The sequence below is a fragment of the Marinactinospora endophytica genome (genome assembly GCF_054780875.1).
This window is the reverse complement of record NZ_BAAGVM010000003.1, coordinates 153,157-178,899: the sequence shown is the minus strand read 5'-3', so window position 1 is coordinate 178,899 and position 25,743 is coordinate 153,157. Positions and strand designations below refer to the sequence as shown.

20 protein-coding genes are annotated in these 25,743 nt (G+C 69.1%); 1 reads left to right on the top strand and 19 read right to left on the bottom strand.

Annotated elements, in window-relative coordinates; genetic code table 11:
• Positions 1–18: 18 nt before the first annotated feature.
• Positions 19–1,194, bottom strand: coding sequence for an FAD-dependent monooxygenase (locus ACYVHU_RS07415; protein WP_432938590.1), 1,176 nt, complete (start codon positions 1,192–1,194; stop codon positions 19–21).
• Between the two features lie 257 nt (positions 1,195–1,451).
• Entirely contained in the window at positions 1,452–3,338 is a 1,887-nt protein-coding gene (typA, locus tag ACYVHU_RS07410) for a GTP-binding protein TypA/BipA (protein ID WP_498947945.1), read from the bottom strand.
• Positions 3,339–3,683: 345 nt separating this feature from the next.
• Between typA and ACYVHU_RS07405 the strand changes: the two genes are divergently transcribed.
• Positions 3,684–4,730, top strand: coding sequence for an iron-siderophore ABC transporter substrate-binding protein (locus ACYVHU_RS07405; protein ID WP_498947944.1), 1,047 nt, complete (start codon positions 3,684–3,686; stop codon positions 4,728–4,730).
• A gap of 47 nt (positions 4,731–4,777) precedes the next feature.
• Here ACYVHU_RS07405 and ACYVHU_RS07400 read toward each other — a convergent pair whose 3' ends face one another.
• From ACYVHU_RS07400 to ACYVHU_RS07320, 17 genes are all read right to left on the bottom strand, one after another.
• A complete protein-coding gene (locus tag ACYVHU_RS07400; protein ID WP_078763489.1) occupies positions 4,778–5,215 on the bottom strand; it encodes a (deoxy)nucleoside triphosphate pyrophosphohydrolase in 438 nt (145 codons plus the stop codon).
• Positions 5,216–5,281: 66 nt separating this feature from the next.
• Entirely contained in the window at positions 5,282–5,569 is a 288-nt protein-coding gene (locus tag ACYVHU_RS07395) for a hypothetical protein (protein WP_144390225.1), read from the bottom strand.
• A 394-nt stretch (positions 5,570–5,963) separates the two neighbouring features.
• Positions 5,964–6,932 carry an SEC-C metal-binding domain-containing protein gene (locus ACYVHU_RS07390; protein ID WP_078763362.1) on the bottom strand — a complete coding sequence of 323 codons (969 nt, stop codon included), beginning with the start codon at positions 6,930–6,932 and terminating at the stop codon, positions 5,964–5,966.
• Positions 6,933–7,389: 457 nt separating this feature from the next.
• The gene (locus tag ACYVHU_RS07385) at positions 7,390–8,598 is read right to left on the bottom strand and encodes a benzoate/H(+) symporter BenE family transporter (RefSeq protein ID WP_432938583.1); all 1,209 of its coding nucleotides are present in this window, start codon (positions 8,596–8,598) and stop codon (positions 7,390–7,392) included.
• 239 nt (positions 8,599–8,837) lie between these two features.
• Positions 8,838–9,278, bottom strand: a complete 441-nt coding sequence (locus ACYVHU_RS07380) for a hypothetical protein (RefSeq protein WP_498947941.1) — start codon at positions 9,276–9,278, stop codon at positions 8,838–8,840.
• 294 nt (positions 9,279–9,572) lie between these two features.
• Complete coding sequence (locus ACYVHU_RS07375; protein WP_078763365.1) at positions 9,573–9,749, bottom strand: CsbD family protein; 177 nt, start codon at positions 9,747–9,749, stop codon at positions 9,573–9,575.
• 210 nt (positions 9,750–9,959) lie between these two features.
• The gene (locus tag ACYVHU_RS07370; RefSeq protein WP_078763366.1) at positions 9,960–10,160 is read right to left on the bottom strand and encodes a CsbD family protein; all 201 of its coding nucleotides are present in this window, start codon (positions 10,158–10,160) and stop codon (positions 9,960–9,962) included.
• A gap of 453 nt (positions 10,161–10,613) precedes the next feature.
• Positions 10,614–10,787, bottom strand: coding sequence for a CsbD family protein (locus tag ACYVHU_RS07365; RefSeq protein ID WP_078763367.1), 174 nt, complete (start codon positions 10,785–10,787; stop codon positions 10,614–10,616).
• A gap of 699 nt (positions 10,788–11,486) precedes the next feature.
• Positions 11,487–12,251 carry a hypothetical protein gene (locus ACYVHU_RS07360; RefSeq protein WP_498947940.1) on the bottom strand — a complete coding sequence of 255 codons (765 nt, stop codon included), beginning with the start codon at positions 12,249–12,251 and terminating at the stop codon, positions 11,487–11,489.
• Positions 12,252–12,286: 35 nt separating this feature from the next.
• Positions 12,287–13,450 carry a C40 family peptidase gene (locus ACYVHU_RS07355; RefSeq protein WP_078763369.1) on the bottom strand — a complete coding sequence of 388 codons (1,164 nt, stop codon included), beginning with the start codon at positions 13,448–13,450 and terminating at the stop codon, positions 12,287–12,289.
• Positions 13,450–14,103, bottom strand: coding sequence for a hypothetical protein (locus ACYVHU_RS07350; protein ID WP_078763370.1), 654 nt, complete (start codon positions 14,101–14,103; stop codon positions 13,450–13,452). The genes ACYVHU_RS07355 and ACYVHU_RS07350 overlap by 1 nt, the downstream gene beginning before the upstream one ends.
• Positions 14,104–14,290: 187 nt before the next feature.
• The gene (locus tag ACYVHU_RS07345) at positions 14,291–16,642 is read right to left on the bottom strand and encodes a type IV secretion system protein (RefSeq protein ID WP_200813726.1); all 2,352 of its coding nucleotides are present in this window, start codon (positions 16,640–16,642) and stop codon (positions 14,291–14,293) included.
• Positions 16,642–19,110 (bottom strand): ATP-binding protein, encoded by a 2,469-nt coding sequence (locus ACYVHU_RS07340; protein ID WP_078763372.1) that lies wholly within the window; start codon positions 19,108–19,110, stop codon positions 16,642–16,644. The genes ACYVHU_RS07345 and ACYVHU_RS07340 overlap by 1 nt, the downstream gene beginning before the upstream one ends.
• A gap of 256 nt (positions 19,111–19,366) precedes the next feature.
• A complete protein-coding gene (locus tag ACYVHU_RS07335; protein WP_078763373.1) occupies positions 19,367–22,918 on the bottom strand; it encodes a conjugal transfer protein in 3,552 nt (1,183 codons plus the stop codon).
• 12 nt (positions 22,919–22,930) lie between these two features.
• A complete protein-coding gene (locus tag ACYVHU_RS07330; protein ID WP_078763374.1) occupies positions 22,931–23,245 on the bottom strand; it encodes a hypothetical protein in 315 nt (104 codons plus the stop codon).
• An 85-nt stretch (positions 23,246–23,330) separates the two neighbouring features.
• On the bottom strand, positions 23,331–24,302 hold the full coding sequence (locus tag ACYVHU_RS07325; RefSeq protein WP_078763375.1) for a conjugal transfer protein: 972 nt from the start codon (positions 24,300–24,302) through the stop codon (positions 23,331–23,333).
• Positions 24,303–25,048: 746 nt separating this feature from the next.
• Positions 25,049–25,597: a GNAT family N-acetyltransferase gene (locus ACYVHU_RS07320; protein ID WP_078763376.1), complete on the bottom strand. Its 549-nt coding sequence runs from the start codon at positions 25,595–25,597 to the stop codon at positions 25,049–25,051.
• Positions 25,598–25,743: the final 146 nt, after the last annotated feature.

Sequence of the window (25,743 nt, the reverse complement as noted above, 5' to 3'; positions counted from 1 at the left end):
GCCCCGCCAGGGGAAGGGTCACACCCGAGCGGGTTCGACGGGAGGACGCCAGTCATAGAGCCGGTCCAGGAAACGGGTCACCGTCCCCGGCGCCAGCCGGCCGAGCAGTCCCGCGCCGACGTCACGGAGGCGGACGGCCGAGGGGGACTCGCTCTGCACCGCCTCGGCGAGCTGCGCCGACCGTTGCACGGTCTGGGCCGTCCGCTCCATCCTGGCCTCGGTGTAGGAGTGCAACGCGGTCGGCAGGTAGGCGGTGGAGCCGTTGACGTGGTGGGCGAGGACGACCGCGTCCTCGATGGCCTGCCCCGCCCCCTGCCCGAGGTTGGGGGTCATGGCGTGCGCGGCGTCGCCGAGCAGCGCGACGCGCCCCTTGTGGTAGGCGGGCGGCGGGGTGTCGATGTGCCAGACGTCCCCACGGCGCACGGACTCCGACGGCGCGGCCGCGAACAGGGCCGGCAGCGGGTCGTGCCGGACGGCCAGCCGGCCGAGCAGCTCGGCCTTCTCGTCCCCGGCGTTCTCGCCCGCGGGGGCGTTGGCGGTGGCGTAGCAGTGGAGGCGTCCCTCGGGCAACGGCAGCACCCCGACAAGGCCGCCCCGCCCCCAGGTCTCGCCGAAGGCGACCGGGACACCGGCGTCCGGCACGACGGCGCTCCAGGTCGTGAAACCGGCGTAGACCGGTCCCGGGTGCTCCAGGAACAGCGCGGAACGGACGGCGGAGCGCAGGCCGTCGGCGGCGACGACGAGGTCGGCGCTCACCTCGCCCGCCTCGGTGCCGACCCGGGCGAGCCTGCGGGTGTCGCCGGGTTCGACGCTGGACACCGCGGTGGCGGTGTGCACCACGCCGGCCGGCAGGCGGGTGAGCAGCAGGTCGACGAGGTCGGAGCGGAGCAGCACGTGCGCCCCGCCGTCGAAGCCGCGTCTGGCGCGGGATGCCAGGCGCAGCAGGCGACGCCCGTCCCCCCGGCGGATCTCGATCCCCGAGGTGTGGGCCGACCGCGCGCGGACCGCACCCCCCAACCCGAGGGTGTCGAGCGCCCGAAGCGCGTTGGGGGCCAGGACCAACCCGACCTCGGCGGGGTCGGGCGCCGGCGCGCGCTCGCACACGGTCACCGCCCACCCCTTGCGGTACAGGGCCACGGCGGCGGCCAGGCCCCCGATACCGCCTCCGACCACGACCGCGTGCGGTTGTGCCATGGAGCCGACCTCCGGATTGGCTGAGGCCCCTGGGCGCCGGATGCCGGAAGGGCCCTGATGCCCCAGGCTAGGCGGGCCGGCCCTGGACGCGCCACGGATCACCCGTTTTTCCGGACTTCTGGCCCAAGCCGGACTTCCAGCTCGTCATTCCCATCCCGACAGCGCCACCGGAGCGGACGGACCTCCCCGCCGAACGCGAAAAGCGCGGAGCGCCACCCCCTCGGGGCGACGCTCCGCGCTCGACGTCGGGACCTCCGTCAGGAGGAGCGCTTCTTGTGCGCCGTGATACGGGCGCGCTCCTTCTGGTCCAGGATGACCTTGCGGATGCGCACGGCCTCGGGCGTGACCTCGACGCACTCGTCCTCGCGGCAGAACTCCAGGGCCTGCTCCAGCGACAGCCTGCGCGGCGGCACCAGGCGCTCCAGCTCCTCCCCCGTGGAGGAGCGCATGTTGGTGAGCTTCTTCTCCTTGGTGATGTTGACGTCCATGTCGTCGGCGCGCGCGTTCTCACCGACGATCATGCCCTCGTAGACCTCGGTGCCGGGCTCGACGAACAGGATGCCCCGCTCCTGGAGGTTGAACATGGCGTAGGTCATGGCCGAGCCGGAACGGTCGGCGACCAGGGAGCCGTTCTGGCGGGTACGCAGCTCACCGAACCACGGCTCGAAGTCCTCGAAGACGTGGTGGGCGATGCCCGTGCCGCGGGTCTCGGTGAGGAACTCGGTGCGGAAGCCGATGAGGCCGCGCGAGGGCACGAGCCAGTCCATGCGGATCCAACCGGTGCCGTGGTTGGTCATCTGCTCCATCCGCCCCTTGCGGACACTGAGGAGCTGGGTGATCGCCCCCAGGTACTCCTCCGGCGCGTCGACGGTGAGGCGCTCGACAGGTTCGTGGACCTTGCCGTCGATCACCTTGGTGACCACCTGCGGCTTGCCCACGGTCAGCTCGTAACCCTCGCGGCGCATCTGCTCGACCAGGATCGCCAGGGCGAGCTCACCACGGCCCTGAACCTCCCAGGCGTCGGGACGGTCGGTCGGCAGCACCCGCAGCGACACGTTGCCGACCAGTTCGCGGTCGAGGCGGTCCTTGACCAGGCGCGCGGTGACCTTCGCCCCCTTGACCCGTCCCACCAGGGGTGAGGTGTTGGTGCCGATCGTCATCGAGATGGCGGGCTCGTCGACGGTGATGAGCGGCAGCGGGCGCGGGTCCTCGGGGTCGGCCAGCGTCTCGCCGATCATGATGTCGGGGATGCCGGCGATGGCGACGATGTCACCGGGGCCCGCCTTCTCGGCGGGCTTGCGCTCCAGGGCCTCGGCCATGAGCAGCTCGGTGATCTTCACCTGCTGGGTGGACCCGTCCGCCTTGATCCAGGCGACCTGCTGGCCCTTGCGGAGTTCGCCCTGGTGGATCCGGCACAGCGCCAGACGGCCCAGGAACGGGGAGGCGTCCAGGTTGGTGACGTGGGCCTGCAACGGCGCTCCCGGCGTGTACTCCGGTGCCGGGATCGTCTCCAAGATGGTGCGGAACAGCGGCTGGAGGTCGTCGTTGTCGGGCACCGAGCCGTTGTCGGGGCGCTCCAGGGACGCCTTGCCGTCACGGGCGCAGGCGTAGACGATCGGGAAGTCGATCTGGTCCTCGTTGGCGTCCAGGTCGAGGAACAGCTCGTAGGTGTCGTCGACGACCTCGGCGATACGGCTGTCGGGGCGGTCGACCTTGTTGATCACCAGGATGACCGGGAGCTTGGCCGCCAGCGCCTTGCGAAGCACGAACCGCGTCTGCGGCAACGGCCCCTCGCTCGCGTCGACCAGGAGCACGACGCCGTCCACCATCGACAGGCCCCGCTCGACCTCGCCGCCGAAGTCGGCGTGGCCGGGGGTGTCGATGATGTTGATGACGACATCCTCACCCTCGGGCGTCGTGTAGTGGACGGCCGTGTTCTTGGCGAGGATGGTGATGCCCTTTTCGCGCTCCAGGTCGTTGGAGTCCATGACGCGCTCGTCGACGTCCTGGTTGGCGCGGAACGCGCCGGACTGCCAGAGCATGGCGTCGACGAGGGTGGTCTTACCGTGGTCGACGTGGGCGACGATGGCGACGTTACGAAGGTCGGTGCGGCGGGCGGAGCCTTCGGGCGTGGCGGTGGACATGCGAAAGTCTCGATCTCATCTGCTGGGGAACACCGCGATTCCCGCGGCCGTCCATCAGTCTATGCGGTGATGGCCTGCCCCCCGGGAAACGGGCAAGTCACGTGGGACGACGGCGCGATGGCGGTTTCGGGCCGCCCGTCGAGGGCGCCGCGTCACCCAACGAAACGGAGTCACCAGGTCCGCTATTCCCGCTCCCCGCTCTCGAAGGACCCTGACGCGACAAGAACCCCCTCTCCGACTTAGGATAGCCAAACCTCACCCTTACGGGCGGGTGGATCCGTCGTGCCGCCGCACGCCCGGCTCCGTCCGCCCGCGGACACCACCTCTCCTACCTGGGGGTCATCCATGCTGTTCAGTCATCCGACAGGCCGGCGCGTCCGGGGCCTGCGCGCCGGGGCCGTGGCCGCGGTCGCCGCGATCGCCCTCAGCAGCTGCGGTACGGACACCACCGAGGAAGAGACCGCCGCGCCCTCCGGAGAGGGATCGGGCGCCTTCCCCGTCACCATCGAGCACGCCTTCGGCAGCACCGAGATCACCGAGAAGCCCGAACGGGTCGTGACCGTCGGCTGGTCCGACGAGGGCACCCTGCTCGCCCTCGACATCGTCCCGGTCGGCATCGCCGAGTCCACCTTCGGCGCCCGCGAGGACGGTCTGCTGGAGTGGGACGCCGAGAAGCTGGAGGAACTCGGCGGCGAGAAGCCCACGCTGATCAGCAACGACGACGGCATCCCGGTCGAACAGGTCGCCTCGCTCGCCCCCGACCTCATCCTCGGAGTCCAATCGGGCCTTGAGGAGAACCAATACGAGCAGCTCTCCCAGATCGCCCCGACCATCCCCTACCTGGACAAGCCCTGGCAGACCGCCTGGCAGGACCAGACCGTGGCGGTGGGCCGATCCGTCGGCATGGAGGAGGAGGCGCAGCAGCTCGTCGACGACACCAACGCCTACATCGACGGGATCGCCGAGCAGCACCCCCAGTTCGCGGAGAAGACCTTCGCCTTCGGCACCGTCACCCAGGACGGGCAGCTCGCCTTCTACATCGACGGTGAGCCCCGGGCCGAGGTGATGAAGCAGCTCGGGTTCACCCCCGCGGGCATCACCGAGCAGCTCGACGTGGCCGAAGGCCAGTTCTTCGGCACCACGAGCATGGAGAACGCCGACAAGGTCGACGCCGACGTGATGGTCATGTGGTACAACAGCGCGGACGCGCGCGAGGCCGCCGAGGCCAACCCGGTATTCCAGCAGATCCCCGCGGTGCAGGACGGCGGCTACGTCGCGTTCGACGACGACGCGGTGGCCATGGCGATGTCCGCGGTCAGCCCCCTGAGCCTGCCGTGGGCGGTCGACCAGTTCCTGCCCGACCTCGTCAAGGCCGCCGAGGGCAAGGCCTGAGACCGTCGGCGCTCCCACCGAGACGACCCCGTGCCGCCCCGGCCGGCTCAACCGCCCCGGGCGCCGGCCACGGGGTCGTCGCTTTCCAGATAGGGGCGGATGGCGGAGAGGAAGGGCAGGTCGGCGGGCAGCCAGTCGACGTCGTGCAGCGCGTCGGCCGACAGCCAGCGCAACGACAGGTGTTCCAACGGCCGCGGCTCCCCTTCGACCAGGTCGGCCACCCACACCCGCAGCAGCGCCGGCGGAGCGCCAGGACGTTGCGGGAAGGCGACGTCCCGGCCGATGCGCTCCAGCAGGCGGACCCGGACGCCCAGCTCCTCCTCGCACTCGCGGACCAGCGCCGCCTCGTCGGTCTCGCCGGGATCGACCTTGCCGCCCGGCAGTTCCCAACGACCCCGCATCTGCGGCGGCTCGGCGCGCTGGGCGGCGAGGAGGGCGCCGTCACGGACGATCGCGGCGCCGACGACGATCAGGGGTTCGGTCATGACGTCCAACGCTACTCAACTGCTGTGACGCCACAGGCACGCGGTGGACATTGGCCCGGTCCGGCCTTAGGCCGCGGCGCGTAGCGGCTGCGCCAGTCCGCACAGCTGGCGCGCCGCGCCTTCGGGGTCGTCGGCCGAGTGGGTCACCGTGCGTCCCAGTTCGTCCTGCCAGCGGAACATCCCGTTCATGCACCACACCGTGAGACCCGCGCGAATGGACAGCGACGCGACCGTCGTCCGGCTCGCGGCGTAAAGCCGCTCCACCCCCGCCGCTGTGAGGTAGCTGTGCAGCATGCTGACGGCCTCGGCGGGAGTCGCAGGGTGAGAGCCGTCGATCCACGAGATGGTGCCCACGGATGCGTGCCTTTCCATGAGGTCGCACGGATGCCCCCGGACACCCGTGATGACTGCGAGGAGGTGCGGCATGCAGGTGCGGTCCCGCTGCCAGCGTGGCTCATACCCGTACCGGCCGAAAGCGTAAACGTTCCGTTTTCATTTTCATTACTAATTGATTACGGAGACTCGCTCGGAACAGGGCGGTTCCCCACCCTCTTCTCCCCCTCCCAGAACACCGGTCTCCATTACGGTCATCCGCTCTGCAGTTTGGCTACGTTCCGTTTCAGGCTGGGCAGGCTATGGCACACGACCTCCGGTGACACGCGCTCACCCGCGCCGAACGAAAACCCCGGGCACCGGACGGTCGGCCGGTGCCCGGGGGCTGACGCCCTCTAGGGGGAGTGAGCGGGCGTCAGCGTCCAGGACGCCAGAGGGAACCACAGCACTTCTTGTACTTCGCCGCCGCCCCGCACCAACAGGGCGCGTTCCGCCGCGGCGGCCAGGCGAGTGCGACCCGGCGCTCCAGCAGGTGACGCAGGTACTCCTCACAGGTGCGGCCCGAACGCGGATCGGCGACCGCCCGCGCGGCGAATCCGAGGTAGTCGTCAAGGCGGACCGGAAGCAGGGCGATCCGGCCACCGAACGCCCACCACTCGCGCTCCAGCACCCCGAAGTAATGGGCGGGCTCATCCGAGGCGAGCTCCCCCGGGAGCAACACCCCCCGCCCGTACGCCCGGGCCAGGTCCGAGCGCGGCACGAAGGCGGCCACCGGCGGCCCGGCCACGGGCTGGGGGGCCGCGCAGTCGACACCGTTGAACGGCTCGGACTCCTCCTCGTAGGAACGGGCGACGACGGCGTCGAGGTCGTCGGGTGCGATGCCCAGCGCGGCCCGGGTGCGGGCCCGCCCCTCGGCCGACTCGAACTGGACCAGGTACCTGGGAAGGTCGTCCGGATCGATCCGATCCAGATCGGTCCGCAACGGAGCGCAGGCGAGGTCGTAGAACTCCAGTGCGGCGCGATACCGCCCCAGGGACTCCAGCAGCTCGGCCACGAGATGGGCGGGACCGATCCCGATCCGGCCGCTTCTGAGCGCCCCGAGCTCGGCCTCGAACTCCTCCCAGCGTTCCTCGGCCGCGAAGACCTCCATACGCCGCAACCGCGCGAATCCGACCCCCTCCTCCCCGCACGCGATCGCCCGCGCGCACAGGTCGAGTGCCCGGTCGGACTCGCCCAGGCGGTGCCACAGTCCCGCCGCCTCGCACAGGATCTCGCCGCGGTCGCCGGGGAATGCCTCCGCATCGGCCTCCAGGCGAAGGGCCTCGGCCCGGACCTGTTCCCGAGACCGCCCGACGAGCAGGCCCGCCCCCGGTTTCAGCTTCATGAGGGGAGCCTAAACCGACGTTGGGAACCGGGAGGCGAAAACCCGGAAATCGATGAGTACTGGTCCGGGGCTGCCCCGCGCCCATTCTGCGAGGGAGGGGTTTCGCAGAATAGCCCCCGAAGTTCAGGCAGCCCCGGCCCACATGGCCCGCGCCCTGGGAGGGAGGTCGGGCGGGGGCCATGACCCGCGGTGACACGTCGGATAAGGGGGAGGACTCCACGCGACCGCACGCCCAACGCTAGACCGTCGGGGGACGGATTCCATTGGGCACCTTGCACGAATTCCGCGGACGAATACGGGCGTGCTGCACAAATCAAAAATGGAATCGCGGACTATGTAGCTTTTTAGGTAGTTTCGCGAATATCAGCGGCAGGACGTCCTCTCTATCCCCTTATGAGGCACCTGTCGCCCCCCGGCCCGCCCCGCGCCGGCCAGGCCGCGGAGACCCATCTCACACTCACCGCGGGACGGTGGACCTCGCGCGCCACGGCCCGCCGGAGATCCCGCGCATCAGCAATCCGGCCAGCAGAGCCCAAAACGCCGAACCGATACCGGCGACGGTCACCCCCGACGCGGCCACCAGGAACGTCACCGCGGCGGCCTCCCGCCAGGACTCCTCCTCCAGCGCCCCCTTCAGAGACGCGGCCAGGGTCGTGATCAGCGCGAGCCCGGCGGCGGCCTCCACCAGGCCCGCCGGCGCGGCGGCGATCACCGCGGCGAGCGCGGCCGACAGGACCGCCAGGAGCAGATAGGACCAGCCCGCGGCGACGGCCGCGCGCCACCGCCGGGCCGGATCGGGATGGGCCTGCGGCCCCGCCGCCAACGCGGCGCTGATCGCCGCCAGGTTCACCGCGAACCCGCCGAACGGCCCCGTCAGAACCGTGGCGGCCCCGGTCGTCACCATCGCCGAGCGCCACGGCGTCCGATAGCCGAACGAGGCCAACACCGCTGTTCCGGGCACGTTCTGCGACGCCATCGTGACCACGAACAGCGGGAGGGCCACGCTCGCGACCGCCTGCCAGGTCAGGGCCGGCGTCGTCCACTCCGGAACCGGGAGCAGGACCGCCGGATCGACACCGGCGCCACCACCGCGCAACGCCCCCAGGGCCACCACCAAGGCCGTGAACAACGCCGCGGGGACCGCCCAGCGTCGCGCCACCACCAACATCACCAGCCACACCAGCACCACCGGGCCGACGAGCAGCGGCTGTTGTGCCACCCCCTGGACCGGGGCCAGGCACAGGCTCAGCAACACCCCCGCCAACATGGCCTGAGCCAGCGGAACCGGGATCTGGGAGATCGCCCTCCCCAAAGGGGCCACCAGGCCGCTGAGCACAACAAGGGCGCCGACCAGTAGGAACGCGCCCACCGCGGCCGGCCATCCACCGGCCACCTCGCCCGTGCTCGCCAACAGCGCCGCGCCCGGGGTGGACCAGGCCAGGGTGATGGGGATCCGGTACCGATGCCCCAGCCACAGCATCGCCACCCCGATGGCCAGACACAGGACGAACAACCCCGAAGCGGCCTGGGCCTGGGTGGCGCCCACCGCCCGCAACCCGGCGAGGACGATGACGAACGAGCTCGAGAATCCGACCAGGGCGGCGACCAGCCCCGCTCCCGCGAGGTGGAGGCGCTCGGAACCGGCGAGGCGAGAGGAATCGGACATGGGCACCTGCGTTCCACGACGGGGAACCCGACCGCGAAGCCGGAGCCGAGGGCGACCGCCGGCCACCCACCGGACGCCGCCACGGCCGCGAGGGGAAAGGGTCCGGTGATCCTACCGACGCCCTCTTGTCATGCCTTTCCCCGGGGCGGCCCTCTCCTGCGTTCCCACCTCACGGTCACGACGGCGGGGGCGCGGCCCACCAGGCCACGCCCCCGCGCGTACCGCCCACCGCGGCCGGTTCAGGCCCCGCCGGCCCCTCGCACCGGCGCGCCCGAGCGCCGGTGCAGGAAGAACTCCCGTGACGGGGTGACCAGGACGAGCGCGAGGAGGATGATCGGCATGACAAGCTGCGCCCAACCCGACCAGCCGGACGACAGGGAGACCAGGGCCATCACCAGGGAGAGCCCCTGAATTCCGACGATTGTCCAAAATGTCCAGCGGCGCCCCTTGCGCATGACGACACCGAGCACGACGCACAGGATCCCGTAGGCGACGAGCCAGACCGACGAGAAGATCGTGGCGGGGACGGCGCTCTCGGGCACCCCCGCTCCCCCGGACGGGGAGTCCGACAACAGGGAGATCCCCAGGAGGGCGAATCCGGCGAGGACGATGGCGGTGCCTCCGGTGATGAAGAGCAGCACTCTCGCCACTTTGAGCGTGGTAGGCATCGGGGGGTTCATCGATCTCCTCCTCGGAGCGCTTTTCCTTTTCCCTTCCCTCTCCGAATTCAGATCCTTCATTCCCGGGTCGGGAAAACGCCATCCGATAGGGAAAACGATCTACACGGTTTACGGAACGCCCCAGCCGTCTTTTTCGGATGCCTTTCCGAAACAGCGCCGGATCGCGGCCCGGACGGCACGATCGTCGGAACGGGTGGCCGCGGGGTCACGTCACGTCCGTCCTCTTCGGCCCGCACAGACGAGCGGCGGAGCCCACCGGCTCCGCCGCTCCTGCGATCACCCACGGGCGCCGCGTCACCTCTTCCTGAACACGTCCATGATGGTGTGTCCGGCCTGGCGGAATTTCCCCTCGGCGTGATCGGCCCGGCCCTCTGCGGCCAGACGGCGGTCGCCGGTGAGCCTGCCCGCGGCCTCCTTGGCCTTGCCCTTGAGCTGCTGGATCTTGCTGTCGGCCTTTCTGCCGGCGTTCACGTGGACCTCCAGCGGAGAATGGTCGGTCCGGATCGGAGAACGGACCTCGTGTCCTTCCCCTGCCGCGTTTCCCGGGGTTTCATGCATCCTTTTCGGCCGCGATCCCATCCAAAGGACGAAAGCACCTTGGAACGCGACCGGGACGGTGACCTGGCAGGGTCACCGTCCCGGTCGCACGACACGCGGAACACATATGCCGCGTTCGAGCGGTCAGCGTTTGTCGTCGCGGGCGCCCCGAATCGTGCCGCGTACGGTGTCCTCGGCGTTCTGCGCCGTCTCGCGCACGTTGCCCTTGGCCTGCTCGGTCTTCCCCTCGGCCTTGAGCCTCTCGTCGCCGACGGCCTTGCCCGCGGCCTCCTTGAGCTTGCCCTTGATCTGCTCGCCCTTGCCCTGGGCCTTTCCATCCCCCATTTGGTCCCCCTTGGTACTCGTACGAGCCGACCACGGCTGGTCGCCCCTTCTCCATCCCCTGCCTCGCCTGAGCTCTTTCATGCGCGAGGAAGCACCGGGAGGAGCGCCGTGAGCCGGTCACCGACCGTTCCAGGAGCACGGTGAGGAGAGGAGAGCGCCCGCCGGTCGGCCCCTGCACCATGCTTCCCCGCCCCCGAGATCGGAGGCCGCCCTCCTGTCGGGGCGGCGCCCCGGTTCGTCCTCCCGCCGGCGCGCGAGTTCCGCCGCGAAACGGCCGCGTGACCACGGGAACGTGTTGCGCCGGCACGGATGGTCGCCCCCTTTCGCCGCCCCGTCCCGCCGCGGGCAGATGGCGCGGCGGGCACGCCGCCTTCCCGACGCGGACGAGCGGCGGGCCCCCGAAAAACCCGCCGCTCGTTTCCGGACACCGGCCGACGCCGGCGTGTGATCCGGTCAGCGTTTGAAGGCGCTCTTGGCGTCCTGGCCGACCTCTCGGCCCTTGCCCTCGACCATGTCGGCGCGTCCCTTGTTCTTGAGCCGGTCGTTTCCGGTCGCCTTGCCCACGGTCTCCTCGGCCTTCCCCTTGACCTGCTGGCCCTTGGCTTCGACCTTCTTGCCGGTGCTCATCTCGACCTCCAGCTCGTGCGTGTGGCCCGCGCGGCGAGGTGCCGCGTCCGAACCGTCCGTACGCCCTTACGCCTGCCGCACAACGCGCCGCCTATACATATTTCTGCCAAGAAAATCCCAAAAACGGCCGATATCGCACGTCAGAGCGCCATCGGATCAAGCGGGGACGAGAACACGGTTCCGCCGGGATCGAGGCCGGGGAAGACCAGACCGTCCGGCTCCACACTCAGAGCCGACCGAACGCGCCCCCACCAGACCACCCCGCCACCACGACCGACCAGGCCGACCCGAGAGACAGGCACCCCGCTCAGCCAGGGCACGTCAGCCCGTCAAGAGCACCCTCACCGAACGAGCGGCGTCCCGCCATGCTCAGCCATTCACTCCGAGAAGCCCATGACCACTAGCTCCCCAAAAGCAAATGACACAAGACATTAATAAAATCCGCCATGATTCTCGAATCAGACAGGAAGGACGATGTCGCAACCCATTCGAGCGAATCGAACAAATTGAACCTCAGAAGAAAACTTCAAAGGAGTATCTCGATATTTCACAAGTCTACGGCTTTCAACTGAAGACAGAAAGGACCGACTCACCCCTAGAATAAGCAAAGCAGACAGAGAAGCATCGAAGACACCGAAAGGGACGCTCGAGCAGCTCGACGCTCGAGAGAGCGTGAAACATCTACAGAAATCTCTACACTCAATCGGGGATGATCCGATCGAAGCGCATTTGAATGTCGGGCATCATCTGTCGAATCAGGGACCGATACTCCTCTTCAAGATCCCCTCCGCCCCCCGAAGAACTCTCCCCTTCTATGGAAATCTCAAATACGCTACTTTTGACAAGACCGACGAAATGCATCGCCTGCACCACCTCTTCATCCCGCACATCCCCGTAGACATAATATCCACCTCCTTCAAGTCCACCGATATCCCCCTCAGAAACAACACTTAAAAACCCTTCGCCAACTTCCGACCTCTCCCGCTCGAATTCTAAAGACGCCTTCTCCGTCGCAGACTCTCCAGAAGGAACTGCAGCGATAGACCTGTACGAGAGGGTGAAGAGCGACTGTTCCAACCCTCCAATATTCAACACCCAAGAGCACTCGTTCTCTATAACCCTAGCCTCTTCCTCAGGGTTTTCCAGAGCCGTATCCGAATACCTCTCCCCGGAGTCCACCCTTTGAGGCATGGCAGCACTGAAAGCCTGTATATTCCCTAGGGAATCACAGAGATCAAATCCTCCGGGCGCCAAAGAGGAGACCACACCCCTCGTAGGCGCAGCAGCAGCGAAGTCTCGCTCTTGTGGATTTACATTAATCGCAGATGAGAATAGACGGAGGGCACCAAATATGACTCCTATAACCAAGAAGGCGGCAGCTGTTCCCGAAGAAACGACTAGAAAGAAAGCCTTCCAACCACTCACACCGCGTCTTCTTTTTTCTGCCCCTGCCGCTTCGGACACAGAACTCCTCCGTCTACAAGCATCTTACCGTCCCCTCATCCCCGCTCTTCTAGCTGCGCCTTCACAGACGGCTCCTCCAAGGGACGAGTAAATCCCACAATCTCCGCGCGGTTCGGATCGTCGTACTCCCTAACGGCGATCGGACCGCAGTTGGTGCACCACGCCTCGACCATCAGACCGTCCCCGATCACCATTCCGACATGCCCAGGCCCCGGCGGCTCGCCTGTTCCGACCCGTTGGACATCGAAGAACACCAGATCCCCCGGCTGTTCCTCACCTTTCTCGATGCGCGGTCCGAACTCCCACTGGTGCTGTGAGACACGCGGGATCGTGACGCCGATACTCTCGTAGGCCTTCATCATCAGCCCCGAGCAGTCAAACCCGTTGGGACCCACCCCGCCCCACACGTACGGCTTGCCGCGCTGGGCCAACGCCCAGTCCACGACGGCCTGCGTCAGTTCGTCCGGTGCCTGGCCGATCAGCGTGCCGTCGGCGTTGACCTGACAGTTGACCGCGGTCTCGATGGCCTGGTCGGTGGAGTAGTCCCCCTCGGCGTACTGCTCGGCCCAGCCGAGGACGTCGTCCACGTACCACCAGGCGTGGTTGTAACCGAAGATCGCCTGGCGGAGGTCCTCCTCCGCGCCGTGGGCGATGAGGTAGTCGGCGGCCGCGGGAATGGCGTCGGCCGGATCGTAGACGCTGACGATCCCGTCGTCGTTGCCGTCCTGCCCGTAGCCTTCCTCCGGCCGTTCCTCCACCTCCATGATCGGCTCGCCGCCCCAGCTGTTGCCCGCCGCCGAGCCGTCCTTGGCCCCGAACTGCATCGGTCCGGCGGCCCCCCAGTCGTTATGCCCCTCTGTGATCCCCGGTCCTTCCCAGCGGCCGTGGTGACTCTCCACCTGCCCGATACCGGCGAGGACGTTCCAGGGGATGCCCTTCTCCTCCCCGACTTCACGGTAGATCTCCAGGTAGTTCTCGGGGATGGAGTCCTCCGCGTACCCCGACGCCTCCACCTGTTCGGTCCGCGGGGTGCACTGCAACGAGGTCAGGGCCGTCATCCCCTGGTTGATCGAGGCCATCGGGATGACGAGAATCGCGAGCACGAGCACGCCCGCGATGAGCAGGCCGGCCCCGATCGCGAGACGGGTCGCGCAGGACCCGTCATCCGAGGGCGTAGGCCGTACGAACAGCCGGATCATCATCCGCCTCCCAGGTTCCCGGCGTCGGCGGGCTGGAAGTCGAACACCTTCCACCCGCCCTCCTCCTTGACGAGGGTCACCGCGAAGTCCCCAAGGTCCTCGCGGGCTCCGTTGCTGCCTTCGGTGATGGACTGGGCCGTGACGACGAAGACGATCGAGTCGTCGTCGAATCCACGTACCGAGTCGACGGAGGCCCGTCCCTCGGCGACGGCCTCGGCCTCCCGCATCTCGCCCCACAACGCGCCCGCGCCAGAGCTGTTCGCGAGCGTCTCGGCGTAATCGGCGGTCGCCAGGCGCCGCATCCGGTCGTAGTAGGCCTCGGGGGACTCGGAGTAGTCGATGGTTCCGTAGGCGGTGGCGAACTGCTGCGCCACGGCGGCGGCGGCACGGAAGTCCTCCTCGCCGAACGGTAACCACTCCATGACGTCGGCGTCCTGGGCGTCCGTGGTCGGAATCGGGCTGGGAGGCGGCGCGTCAGCGGCCTGACCGTCCGGATCCCGTGGCGTCTCCACGACCGTTCCGGCCTGTGGCTCTTCCTCTGCCCCATCCCCCTGGAACCCTCCCAGACTCAGATAGACACCGAACGCGACCAGGACCACGACGAGGACGCCGAAGACGAGGCGCTGCGCGCCGTCGGAGAGGGGCTTGGGCATGTGGGGGCTTTCTCTTCAGCGATGGACGGTAGAGACAAAACGGGGGTCTTTGCTGACGGACGTCACCGACACGCGTGTTCCCATTCCGGCTTCAACTGTCGTGACGTCCATATCGGGAACATGGGAGAGGCGGGAAACCGATGGAGTCGAAGACGCGCCTTCGCCATCACGTTCCCGCCTCCCCGGATCAGTCCTCGTCCCGCAACCAGAACGGAACGTCCCTGTTCCTGTCCCGCTGCTGTTGGGGATCGGAGGCCCAGAAGGGACTCGTGGGGGCGTCCTTGTCTCGGCCGCCCTGTGAGCCCTTGAACCAGTTGCCACCCTCTTCCCCACCGCCGCCAGGTGCCGGTCGCGGGGTTCGCGGAGGTGCCGGACGTTCCCTTCGGGAGGGCGCGGCCCCCCAACGCGACCCCTTCGCGGTGGTGTTGCCCTGGGGCGGGGTGGCGGAACGACCGTTGAAGATTCCCCGGCCGTTGCCGGGGGCTGGGCGCTCCGGGGCCTGCGGGGCGGGCGCGGCTCCCCCGTCCGATGCGGAGGCGGACCGCCGGCCGTTGCCCCCGCCCGTTCCGAACACGGATGCCCATCCGGTGTCGCCCGCGCCCGTGTAGCCGCCGGCGGGACGGGGCGGGATCGCCCCGCTCGGGGTGGCGGGGCCACTGCCGAGGCCACCGCTGGCGGCGGCGGTCTCGGTGAGCCGAGGAGCCTGGGAGGAGTCGCGCAACGGTGGAGCGGAGGAGGCCCGTCCCCCCTCGCCCGCGGTCGGTTGCGTTCCGAGCTGCAACGGCGGCGGGTTCGCCCCTCCCCGGGCCCTTCCGTATCCGGTCCCCGCGACACCGCGTGCGCGCCCCTGGTCGCCGCGGACCGTGGAAGCGTCGTTCGCACCGGTGTCGGCAGCGGCGATGGCCGCGGCCCCGCGTCCCGTCTCGCCTCCATCAGGCACACCGCCACCCGGCGAGACCGCGGAGGCCGCGGCGGCGAGCTGCGGAGCCTGCTTCAGTCCCCACTTCTGCGCCCGCATGTAGGCGACCGGCGGCAGGAGGTTGGCGCTCTTGCTCAGCGCGGTGCTCGACACGGCGTCGCTGACCATCCGGGAGGTGAAGGTGTTGGCGTTGACCGAGGCGAAGAGATGCGCGAACGGCTTGCGGTAGATGAACGTCGCCAACGTGAACAGGGCCAGCAGAATCATCTGTAGGCCCCACCCGAGATTGGTCGCCATAACCAACCCGTAACACATCACCAGCAACGATATGAGCAACACGATAAAGATCTGCTTCAATAGCAGACCGATCAGCATCTCAAACCAGCGAAGAAGGACAGTCCTACCATATCCCGGATGGATGCCAATCAGGAGGAATACTGGAGCCAAAAGCAGAAGCAGCAGGAAACCGATCTTCAAGACGATGAGAGCCACAGAAGCAGCGAGTATTAGACCTCCGGCGAAGACTGCAGCAAACAGCGCCAAAGTCGCCACTCCAAGCCTACTCCCCTGCTGCTCACCCGAAAAAAGAGGATAGACCTCTGGGTAAGTATTCTGCACATCCGCCGCTATATCTTCATAAGCAGCCTGTTTGTCCGCGTAGAGCTGTGCCGCATCAATCTCTCCAGCACTTATCCCTTGCTGCTCAAAGCGACTAACCCCTTGCGCCTGAATCAGCGCAACCCCGTGCTGCTCGACGGCCGTATTAGCCGCAGGACCGGTTCCGAATACACCCGCAACCCACGGCCTGCAGACAAGTCCCGACCAGAGCATCTGCGAATTATTTCTGACCACAAAGTCATTTTGACTTTCCCAATCAGCCTTTTCTATCTCTGGAGCATTCAAAGGACATGCAACAGCCGCACCCGGAACAGACACTCTAGAGATGGCCGTGTTAATGAGCTGGCCGCCCGAATTGACCAACGTCCCCGCAGACGAGAGGATATACGAAGGGTTGACGAGTATCCATATACCAAGAACTGTCGCCAAGACCATCCAAACCGCGCTTTCGATGGTCAAGGTAACCCTCTTGCGAACTAGCCCATACCAACCGAGCCAGACCGCCCCCAGGATTACGACCGTCGGAAGAAGTGGTCGCCAGACGCCTTCACGGAGCCCTTCAATTACCCCTTCAACGAGAGAGTTGAAACTGTTAAGAAGCCCGTCAGAGGTCGCTGCCTGATAGACAGTTATCGTTGACTGGTTGATCGTCTTCGACAAGTCCCATGCGGTGTTGCTGAGCGTCGCGACTGCACTTGAGCTGAGCTTGTCCACGCAGGATTCACGAATGACATGCCATTGTTGGCCAGCTGTCCCGTACTGACCGTAGAGGCTCGCGTCTGGTGGAAGACCGTCAGGCGAACCAGAGATCGCGGCCTCTGTTCTCGGCGGCACCAGCAACCCGTCGGCTCCTGATCCCGCCGCCTCGGGGACAGGGGCCGGTTCGCCCTCGCAGCCCGGGACGGCCGCGTTGACCGACCCGAGGGGAACCAGGAGGAACGCCAGCATGAGCACCGCCATCATGGCGGCGCGACGCAGGCGCCCTTCGTGTTTCTTCGTCATCACCGCAGCTCCTGCCCCGTGCCCACCAAAGCACCGTCCTCCTCAAGATCGGGCCGTTGTCGCGTCGGGTTCGTGTCGAGCCAGCGCAGCAGCTCACCCGACACCAGGTCGACGGCGATGCGTCCGGCGCGGCCGTCGAGGTCACGGAAGATGCATTCGCCGTTGCCGAGGTTGCGCAGGACGGCGTTGTGTTCCTCTGAGGGGTCCACTCCGAGCAAGGCCATGACGTTGTCGACCTCGACCCGTTCGGTGGAGCGGAAGGCGAACACGGAGGAGAGACAGTTGGTGACCTGTTCGTTGAGCAGGTCACCGGCGTTCTGGCTGACGAGGATGAGGGCGGTGTTGCGGGAACGTCCCATCCGGGAGACCTCGGGGACGAGCTTGGCCCCTTCCGGGGTGGAGGTGACCGCCCACGCCTCGTCGAGGAAGATGGCCTTGGGCAGGCGCCGGTCCAGCCCGTTCATGAGCCGGCGGGCGAACTGGCTGACGAGGTACAGCAGGGCGACGGAAAGGCGCTGTTCGTAGCTGTAGTCGTCTCGTCCGATGGTGGAGTCGGGCAGGGTGAGCCCGCCGAGGGTGAACACCGTGGTCCATCCCTCGGTGTCGACCTGCTGGTCGCCCTGAGGATCGAAGCAGAGGCTGGCCAGCCGCATCTCGGACATGGAGCGGAGGACCGCGCCGAGGTTACGGGAGGCGGGGTCGTGGGAGGACTCCAGATAGGAGACGACCTTGGCGAGGCTGGGCCGCGGCTGGTTGGCGACGGCGGCGACGGCCTGGATCATGGCCGACTCGCGTTCCTCGCTCATGCGTGGCAGGAGCAGCCGCAGCGTCTCGGTGGCCATGGTCTTCTTGGCGGGCAGGTCGTCACCGAACCCGAACGGGTCGAGCAGTCCCGGCGCGGCCGATTCGAGGGACATGATCCGCGCCTTGCGCCCGCGCCGTTGGAGGAGCCTGACCAACGACTCGGCGTCCCCCTTGGGATCGATGGCGGCGACGGTGACGCCGCGCAGGGCCAGCTGGTAGATGAGCAGCAGCGCGAGGGTCGTCTTGCCTCCGCCCGGTTCCCCGGTGATGGCGATGGCGGTGGGACGGTTGCGGGCCGCGGCGAGCATCGGGTCGAAGTGGACGATGGAACGCGCCCGTCCCAGCGTCTCGCCGATGTAGGGGCCGACCCAGCCGGCCCCGTGGGAGTCGACACGGTCACCGAGGTCGACGGTGGCGGTGGGCATCCCTCCGGCGATGGTGCGCAACGGTTGGCGCTGCGCGTAGGCGTTGAGGCGGATGCGGTCGCCGGGCAGGGACTCGCAGAACAGGGAGAACTGGTCTCCGGTGGAGTTGACGATGTCGATGCCGATGTCGCGGTAGTGCTCGATGACGGCTTCGACCCGTTGGACGAGGAGCTCCTCGGTCGGCGCGGACACCATGAGACGGTGCCACCCGTAGACGAAGGGGAGCCGTTCCTTGGTGATGCCGTGTTCGAGCATGCGCGCGGCGTCGATCTGCTCGGCGAGGGCGATGGGCGCCTCGACCCCGGCCTCGCGGATGTGCGCGTCCATGTCACGGGCGTGGGCGAGCTTGCGCCCGACGTCCTTGCTGGCCTTGGCCGGCGGGACGAGCTTCATCCGCAGGGAGACCTCGACGGGGAAGGGTAGGGCGTCGGCGTAGTGCAGCCAGGGTTCCCCGTCGGGGAAGGGCATGAGGTCGGGGAAGCGGGAGAAGGAGAGGTAGGCCACGTGGGTGGAGCCGTTGGGCTGTTCCAGTCGCAGCATGGAACGCCCGTTGTGCAGCACCCCTTCGACGAGCGCCTCGATCTCGCCCTTGCCCCAGGTGCGGCGCCCCGTCGCGGAGGGGCGGGGTTCCTCGATGCTGCCGGTGACGGCGTGGCGGATGAGCCAGGCGATCTCGGTGCTGGTGGCGTGCCGGGCGTGCAGGGAGCTGGCGGCGAGGGCCCGGCCCAGGCGTTCGGCCTGTTCGGTCCAGCGGGCGATCTCCTTGTCGTCGATCGCGTCGTCCTCCAGGCCGAGGACCTGCTCGGTGCGCTGGTAGGCGGAGAAGAGCTGGGCGAACATCCCTTGGGAGAGCTGGGCCCGCACGCCGCGCTGGCCGAGCCGGACACCGAGGTAGACCTCCTTGGTCCAGAAGTCCTTGGCCCAGACGTGGCGGTACATCTCGTCGAGGTAGTCGTACCAGCCGGGCCCGGAGTCGGAGGTGCGGTCGAGGCGGGTGGCCCAGTCGGCCGCGGGGTAGGTGCGGTGGGCGACGCGCAGGTGGACCTCGGCGTCGGGCATGCGGATCGCGGCGAGGGCGATGGTGATGTTGGTGGCGAGCGCTTCGCGTTCCTCGGGGGTGGAGAACTCGTAGGACACCGTGGGTAGCCGGAAGTAGGCCCAGGCTTCGACGTCGCTCAGCAGGACGCGATCGTCGAAGTAGCGGACCGCCAGGCGGCTGGCGCCCCTGCTGCCGTTCATCGGTTGTCCTCCTGCGGAGTCGCGGTACCGGGTTCGTGGACACGGGAAGGGTGGTCCGGGGATGCCCCGGGACAGTGGTACCCGTGTGGTGGCCTGTGGAAGCCGTGGACACGCCGTCCGGCCGGGGACGGGCGGTGGGAAACGGACGTGGTCCCGCTCGCGTCCACGGTTCCGCCGCCTGTGGTGGGGACGTCCGGCGGGCGCGGAGCACGACGGTGGGCCGGCAGGGCGAAGGCCACGGCCCGCCTCGCCCGGGTCACCTCTGCGCCTCCGAGGCGACCCGGGACCCTCCGGCGCCACCGTGCCCGCCGGTGAATCCGGTGACGATGACACCGGCGAGGGCGGCGTGGGCGCGACGTGTGGTGGCACGCAGCGTGGTGACGTCGACGACGCCACGCGCGGCGGCCAGGTGGTCGTCCCAAGGGACGCGCACGATCGCGCGACAGCGACCTCGGGCGACCTGTTCCGCGGCGTCGACGTCGGCGAGGCTGCGCCTGCTGACGCCGTTGATGACGACGATGGCCTTGGCGCGCAGGTCGGCGTAGCCATGGCCGTCCAGCCACTCGAAGGTCATGGCGACCGCGCGCGCGGCGTCGGCGCTGGCCGGCGCGACGAGCACGAGCGCGTCGACGATCGGCAGGGCGCGTGCGACACCGGTGGCCGCCGGGTCGAGCAGGGTGATCTCGTAGAAGCGTTCCAGCAGCCCGGTCAGTCCGGCGTAGTCGCGGTCGTCGAGCGTCTGCACGTAGGGGTCGTCGAGGGTGGTCACGACCTCCAGGCCGGTGCTGGACTGCGAGGTGTACTGACGCATGCCGAGATAGCCCTGGACCCCGCCGGTGTTGGCCAGGAGCGAGGTGAGTGTCTCGGGGGTCTCGGTGCGGATGCGCCGGGACAGGCCCGTGCCGCCGGGGTTGACGTCGACGGCCACGACCGGACGGTCGCGGTGCTCGGCGAGGGTGTGGCCGAGCATCAGGGTGGTCACGGTCTGGCCGGCGCCGCCGGTGCAGCCGAGCACGACGATGCGCCGGCTCCCCTCGAAGGGAGCGCGCAGCCGTTCCAGGTCGGCGGCTGGCAGGTCGGTGCGGGACTGGACGGCGTTGCCTCCGGTGACGACGCGGGCGAGACGCCGCCATCCGCGCGTCCCCGAGTCGGGTGTGTCGGAGGGCGCCGACCGCTCGGTTCTGCCACGGGCGGGCCATCCGGCGCCGGTGCGACGGCCGACCGGATCGTCGTCCGGAGCGGCGGCGCCGGGCAACGCCTCCTGTTCGCCGGTGCCGTGGTCGAGTTGGAGCTCGGGTTTTTTGTTGCCGGCCGCGCTGGAGGGTCGCTCCTGGGGGCCGTTGGGGGTGGGGACGCCATTGGGCGGGGTGAAGAGGCGGCTGAGCCTGCGGGCGTTGTCGGTGACGCGGGAGAAGACGCCCCCTCCGGTCCGGTCGCCGCGTTCGTCACCCGTCGGGGCGTCCTCTTCCTGCCCGGCCGCGGGCTGGGGTCCGGTGCCGGCGGAACGGACGGTGCGCGAGAGCCGGCCGGAGCGGCGCGGTTCGCCGTGGTCGTCGGGGGTGGCGGCCTCCTCGCGGGCCTCGGGTCCGCCCGTGTCCCGGCGGTCGCGGGCCTGGAAGGCGGCGCGTTCGGCGGCTTCGAGCTGTTCCAGCGTCCGGCGCGGCCGGGGGTCGGTGATGTCGCTGAGGCTTTCGTGCTCGCCGGTGCCGTGGTCGAGTTCCAGGACGGGCTTGACCGGGAGCAGCAACGGGGCGACGGCCGGTTCCCGCGCCGTGTCGTCAGCGGCCCGGGGGGTCGAGGGCTGTGGGGTCTCCTCCGTCTTGGGGGTGTCGTCCGTGACGGGAGTGTCGTCTCGGGGGGTGGCCGCGCGCTCGGAGAGGGACTCCTCGTCGGTTTCGGCCCGCCCGGCCTCGCGGTCCTGCCCCGTGCTCTCGGCCGGTTCGGGGGCGTGCTCCTCCTCGGCCTTGTCAACGGCCCGGCCCTCGACGGGGTCGTGCGCGTCCGCGTGTTCGCCAGCGTCGTATCCGGTTCGTACCGGTTCCTCGGCGGAGGCGGTGGGCGCCGTCGCCGACGCGGTGGTGTCGGCGGTGGGCTTGGGAGCGCGCCGGTAGTGGACGACGTCGATACGGGGCCAGGTGGTGGCGCTCGCTTCGGCGTCCTCCTCCGTCCGGGAGGTGGCCGACACGGTCGCGGCCGTGGTGTCCGGTGCGGGCGCGGCCTCCTGCGGGACGTCCGGTCCGGTCGTGGGCCTATCGTCGGCTTTCTCGTCGTCCGGTCCCTGTTCGCGTGGAGCGGTGCCGTGCCTCTCGTCGCCCTCCGTGCCGGAGCCGGCCGGAGGAAGGTCCCAGGGGGCGGCGTGCGGGCGGGGGCGGGGCCGGCCGACCCGTTCCTGCTCCCGTGCCTCCTCCGGGCCGGCGGGATCGCCGAGCCCGCGCGCGACGGAGGGCGGCGGGGCGGGCTCGACGGTGGACCGTTCGCGGTCCAACCGCCGGGTGACGGCCGCGCTCTGGACGCGACCGCGCAGACGCCGACGCGCTTCGGCGCCGTGCCACGGGTCGCCTTCGGGGGCCGGTTCCCTTCCGGGGGCCTCGGCTCCACGGCGGGCCTCGGCCCGCTCCTTCGGGGTGCTGATGTCGGCGGGACGCGAGTAGCCGTTGGCCTCTGGGACGCGGGGCGTCTCCGTCCCCTCGTCCGCCCGCGCGGTCTCGTGGACGGCCATGGCCGATTCGCGGTCCGACACCGAAGGATCCGGTGCCGCCATGATCTCCTCGGCGCGCCGCCGCGCGATGAGGCGCTCGGGGTCGGGATCGGGGACGCGCATGGGAGCGGTGTCGCCGGTGGTGTAGGCCACCTTGGAGGACAGCGGCCACGGGGTCTCACCAGAGGGGGTGCGCAGCGCCGTGAACCAGGCGTCGTTCTCGCGTTCCTCCTCGGCTTCGCGCAGCTCCTCGGAGGTGCCGGGCCTCGGCGGGGGCGCGACCTCCCGGGCGCGTGTCTCGCGGCCGTCGCCTCCGAAGGGGTCGGGGGCGTCGTCGCGGTGGCGGGTGGTGGCGAGCTCGGTGCGCTCGGCGGCGGGGACGGCCGGGGAGGCGGTGGGCACGGCCTCGGTGTCCTCGGCCTGCGGGCGTGGCAGGGCGAACCCGAAGTAGTTGAGGACCTTGCGGCCCAGGGAGCGCCGGTCTGAGGGGGCGGCCGCACGATCGGCGCTCCCTTCGCGCTCCTCGTCCGTGGCGGGACGAGAGGAAGATCGGGGGGCGTTTCGGGGTCCGGTCTCGACGGCGGGGTGGAGCACCACCTCGGCGTGGTCCTCGGCCGTGGGGACGGCGAGGTCGGTGGCCGTGGTCTCGCGCTCTTCCACCTCGCGCTCCTCGACGGGCCCGCGCGCGCGTCCGCGCCCGCGGGCCGCCCGGCCTCCGACCGCGGGCAGGGGTCCGGCATCGGGATGGCGATGCCAGACCCTGACCGCGACGGTGACCTCGGTGGGTTCGTACTGGGGGGCGAGTCGGGTGTAGACGCGCGCCTCGGCGAGGAAGCGCGCCTGTGACAGCAGTAGTTCGGTGAGCCGTTTGCCCTCGATGACGGGCCGGGTCGCGAAGAACGCGATCACCAGTGGCGGCACCAGCCACAGAACGTGCCAGGGCGTCTGGAAGGGGACGCGTAGCACGCTCATGAGAAAGGCCCAGACGATGGACACACCCAGCCACACACCGAAGGTGACCAGCGGAAGCGGCCTGGGCAGCCGGAAATCGTACAGCTTGTAGAGCCGTTTCTCGATCCGCCAGATATTGGTGTAGGTGGGTAGATCCACGTCCAGGGCCTCCTACTCGGTCTGCACGCCCATCGCCCGGGCAATGGCCACGGCGATGACCTCGATGATCCCCGGCACATAGAAGACGATCCCGATGAAGATCGCCAGGATGATGAATTGCGCGAACCTCGTGATCTCCCGCGTGAACAGGAAGAAGATCGCCACGATGGACACGATCACGAGGAACAGCGGCCCGAAGAAGCCGCGTAGCCAGTCGGCGAGCCCGGAGGTGTCGGGTCCGTCCGTCACGGTGCTCTCGGCACCCGCCAGGACGAGGGGGCCGATGTCGGCGGCGGTCTGCGCCGCGTCGGAAAGCAGGGGGAGCATTTAGCGGACGCCCTCCCTCGTCTCGAATGTGAATTTCATGATCGTTCTCCTCACTGATGCCTGTGCCGGCTCACCATCATGGCGGTCACGAGCCGAAGGAGTTCGAGGCACCCTGGATATCGCGCACGTACCAGTCGCCGTCCCTGACGACGGTCAGACGGTAGCTCTGGGAGAGGTCGGCCTCGCTCCCGGCCAGCCGCCACACGACGGTGGCCCGGACCTGACGGACGTCCTCGCCTCCGGAACCGCCCGCGGGTACCACCACGTCGCGGAGTTGCGCGAAGGTCAGCGTGTCGGCGGGCAGAGGGGTGATCCGCGCCTCGGACTCGACATAGCGGGAGAGGTGTTCGGGGGTCTCTGCGTAGGCCTCGAAAAAGCCCTCGAGGATCGGTTCGAGCTCACCACGGGCCTGGGCGTCGGTCTCGCCCTCGGAGGTGGCGGGCAGCTCGGCCCGGCCCGGCGCCGCAAGCAGGGCGGGCTCGCCGGAGACGACGAGCTCGTCGCCGCCCGGGGCCGCGTAGACCGGGACGTCCAGGCTCATGGGGGTGTCGTTGACGTCGGCGCTGACCCGGACGACGGCGTTGTTCTCGTCCTGGACGTCGACGCCGAGGACTTCGATGTTCTCGCCGGTGAGGGCGGCGCCGTCGAGGGCGAGGGCGCTGGCCCGCCCCTCGGGCACGAACTCGGCGAGCGCCGCGGCGCGCTCCTGGGCCTGGTCGGGGTCGGCGTTGAGGTAGGCGTGGGAGAAGCGCAGGGCGAACGCCGCCGCCGCGGTCTCGGGGAAGTCGACGGTCTCGGTGGCCTCGGAGTCGCCGGCCGGGGCTTGGGCGATCCCCGATCGGAAGGGCATCCAGATTCCGTTGATCAGGACGACGAGGATGAAGGCCCACAGGAGGGCCCGGCCGACCCAGACCCACCAGCGTCCCCCCGCTCCCGCCCGGGGGCGACGGGGACGGCGGCCCTTGACCGGGGCGTCGTCCCAGGCGTCGGCCGGTGGCGCGGAGGAGACGCCCTCGTCCAGGGCACCGCCGCGCCTCGCGGTCGACTTGCGAGCCATCACGCCTCCATCCACCCCAGACGCGCCGTCGCCGGCGGCCGAGTTCGTCCGTCGCCTGCCTGTCCCATCCTCTATGGTGCGGCATGACCCGGGATCTCCATCGCCATTACGGGATGGTGTTTCTTCCCGGACTCCTGCTTCTTGCCCGCACCACATTCCAGCAAAGCCACATGACCGGGTATTTCATACCCAATCGGAGAAATTAGGTTGACCCGATGGCGCGTTGCTGGCTGTCCGGAAAGGAGAGAATCACCTTTCCGTTAGCCAAGTGTTACCTTGGAGGATCTTTTAGCGAAGAGGGCTCAACATTCCCGGTTATTCCAACTCAGGCAACCCCATCTTCCGAGGTCGGACCTGGGGATGTCGAGGACACGCACGCCCCTGTGGACAACCCCCCGCCCCCATCCGCCCGCCCCGGAGAGGGCGTCGGATACCGACGCGGGACGCCCACAGGTCCGGACCGGGAGCGGAGGTGATCTCGCTCTCCCCTCCGCCCTGCCCCGGAAGAACACAAATTCGGGGCAGGACGCCAGAAACGCCCCAGAGGGCCGGATCCTCCCCGTCACACGAGACCGCCGGGGCGGCCGCCCCGGCCTCCCCCATCGTCATGGCGGCGAGGCGCGGACCATCCGCCCGAAGACCGGTCCGGCCGGGCGGCGCGTGGCACACCTCTCCCCCTTCAGCTCCGCCGCAACGGCGTCAAAGGGCCAAGGATCCATGGCCGGCGCGGGAGGGCGGGAGCCCCGTCAGGCCGCCCGCCATTCGGGGGCGAGCACCGACCAGACCTCGATGTCCTGACGCTCCCCCCGATGCAGGTGGCTCTGGCGCAGCACGCCCTCCCGCGTCATCCCGAGCCGCCGGGCCACGGCGATGCTGGGCTCGTTCGCCGTGGAGACCAGCCACTCGACCCGGTGGAAGCCCCGTTCCCTGATGACCCAGTCGATGATCACGCGCGCGGCCCGGGTCACCAGTCCCCGGCCGACCGCCGCCGGCTCCAACCAGCAGCCGGCCTCGGCCGTGCCCTGCCCGGCGTCCATCACGCGGAAGAGGACCCCGCCGACGAGCCTGTCGTCGGCCCAGATGCCGTAGATCCGGCCGGTGTCGGCGGCGGCCCGGTCGGCGTACCTCTGGAGGAACGCGCGGCTGGACTCCAGGTCGGTGACGGCGTCGGCGAGGCCGACGTGCCTCCCGATGTGCTCGCGTCCGCGGTCCATGTGGGCCAGGAACTCCTCGGCCCGCCATGGTTCCAGCGGACGCAGTCGGGCACCGTCGTCTCCCAGGGACACCTCGTACATCTTCACCTTCCGCCACATCGAGCCCGCAACGCGAAGGATCTTCGCATAAGCGGCATCCCAACGCCTGGGATTTTCACCCGCGGCCCGCTCCGGGGAAGGCCGCCCGATCCGGAAGGACCGCACCTCCACCCGCCCGACCGGCGCAG

Coding starts and splice junctions, on each gene's coding strand:
- ACYVHU_RS07380 (WP_498947941.1), bottom strand. CDS start 9,278: ATGAACCCCCCGATGCCTACCACGCTCAAAGTGGCGAGAGTGCTGCTC.
- ACYVHU_RS07355 (WP_078763369.1), bottom strand. CDS start 13,450: ATGATCCGGCTGTTCGTACGGCCTACGCCCTCGGATGACGGGTCCTGC.
- ACYVHU_RS07340 (WP_078763372.1), bottom strand. CDS start 19,110: ATGAACGGCAGCAGGGGCGCCAGCCGCCTGGCGGTCCGCTACTTCGAC.
- ACYVHU_RS07325 (WP_078763375.1), bottom strand. CDS start 24,302: ATGGCTCGCAAGTCGACCGCGAGGCGCGGCGGTGCCCTGGACGAGGGC.
- ACYVHU_RS07405 (WP_498947944.1), top strand. CDS start 3,684: ATGCTGTTCAGTCATCCGACAGGCCGGCGCGTCCGGGGCCTGCGCGCC.
- ACYVHU_RS07330 (WP_078763374.1), bottom strand. CDS start 23,245: ATGCTCCCCCTGCTTTCCGACGCGGCGCAGACCGCCGCCGACATCGGC.
- ACYVHU_RS07345 (WP_200813726.1), bottom strand. CDS start 16,642: ATGACGAAGAAACACGAAGGGCGCCTGCGTCGCGCCGCCATGATGGCG.
- ACYVHU_RS07320 (WP_078763376.1), bottom strand. CDS start 25,597: ATGTACGAGGTGTCCCTGGGAGACGACGGTGCCCGACTGCGTCCGCTG.
- ACYVHU_RS07385 (WP_432938583.1), bottom strand. CDS start 8,598: ATGTCCGATTCCTCTCGCCTCGCCGGTTCCGAGCGCCTCCACCTCGCG.
- ACYVHU_RS07370 (WP_078763366.1), bottom strand. CDS start 10,160: ATGGGGGATGGAAAGGCCCAGGGCAAGGGCGAGCAGATCAAGGGCAAG.
- ACYVHU_RS07415 (WP_432938590.1), bottom strand. CDS start 1,194: ATGGCACAACCGCACGCGGTCGTGGTCGGAGGCGGTATCGGGGGCCTG.
- typA (WP_498947945.1), bottom strand. CDS start 3,338: ATGTCCACCGCCACGCCCGAAGGCTCCGCCCGCCGCACCGACCTTCGT.
- ACYVHU_RS07350 (WP_078763370.1), bottom strand. CDS start 14,103: ATGCCCAAGCCCCTCTCCGACGGCGCGCAGCGCCTCGTCTTCGGCGTC.
- ACYVHU_RS07365 (WP_078763367.1), bottom strand. CDS start 10,787: ATGAGCACCGGCAAGAAGGTCGAAGCCAAGGGCCAGCAGGTCAAGGGG.
- ACYVHU_RS07400 (WP_078763489.1), bottom strand. CDS start 5,215: ATGACCGAACCCCTGATCGTCGTCGGCGCCGCGATCGTCCGTGACGGC.
- ACYVHU_RS07390 (WP_078763362.1), bottom strand. CDS start 6,932: ATGAAGCTGAAACCGGGGGCGGGCCTGCTCGTCGGGCGGTCTCGGGAA.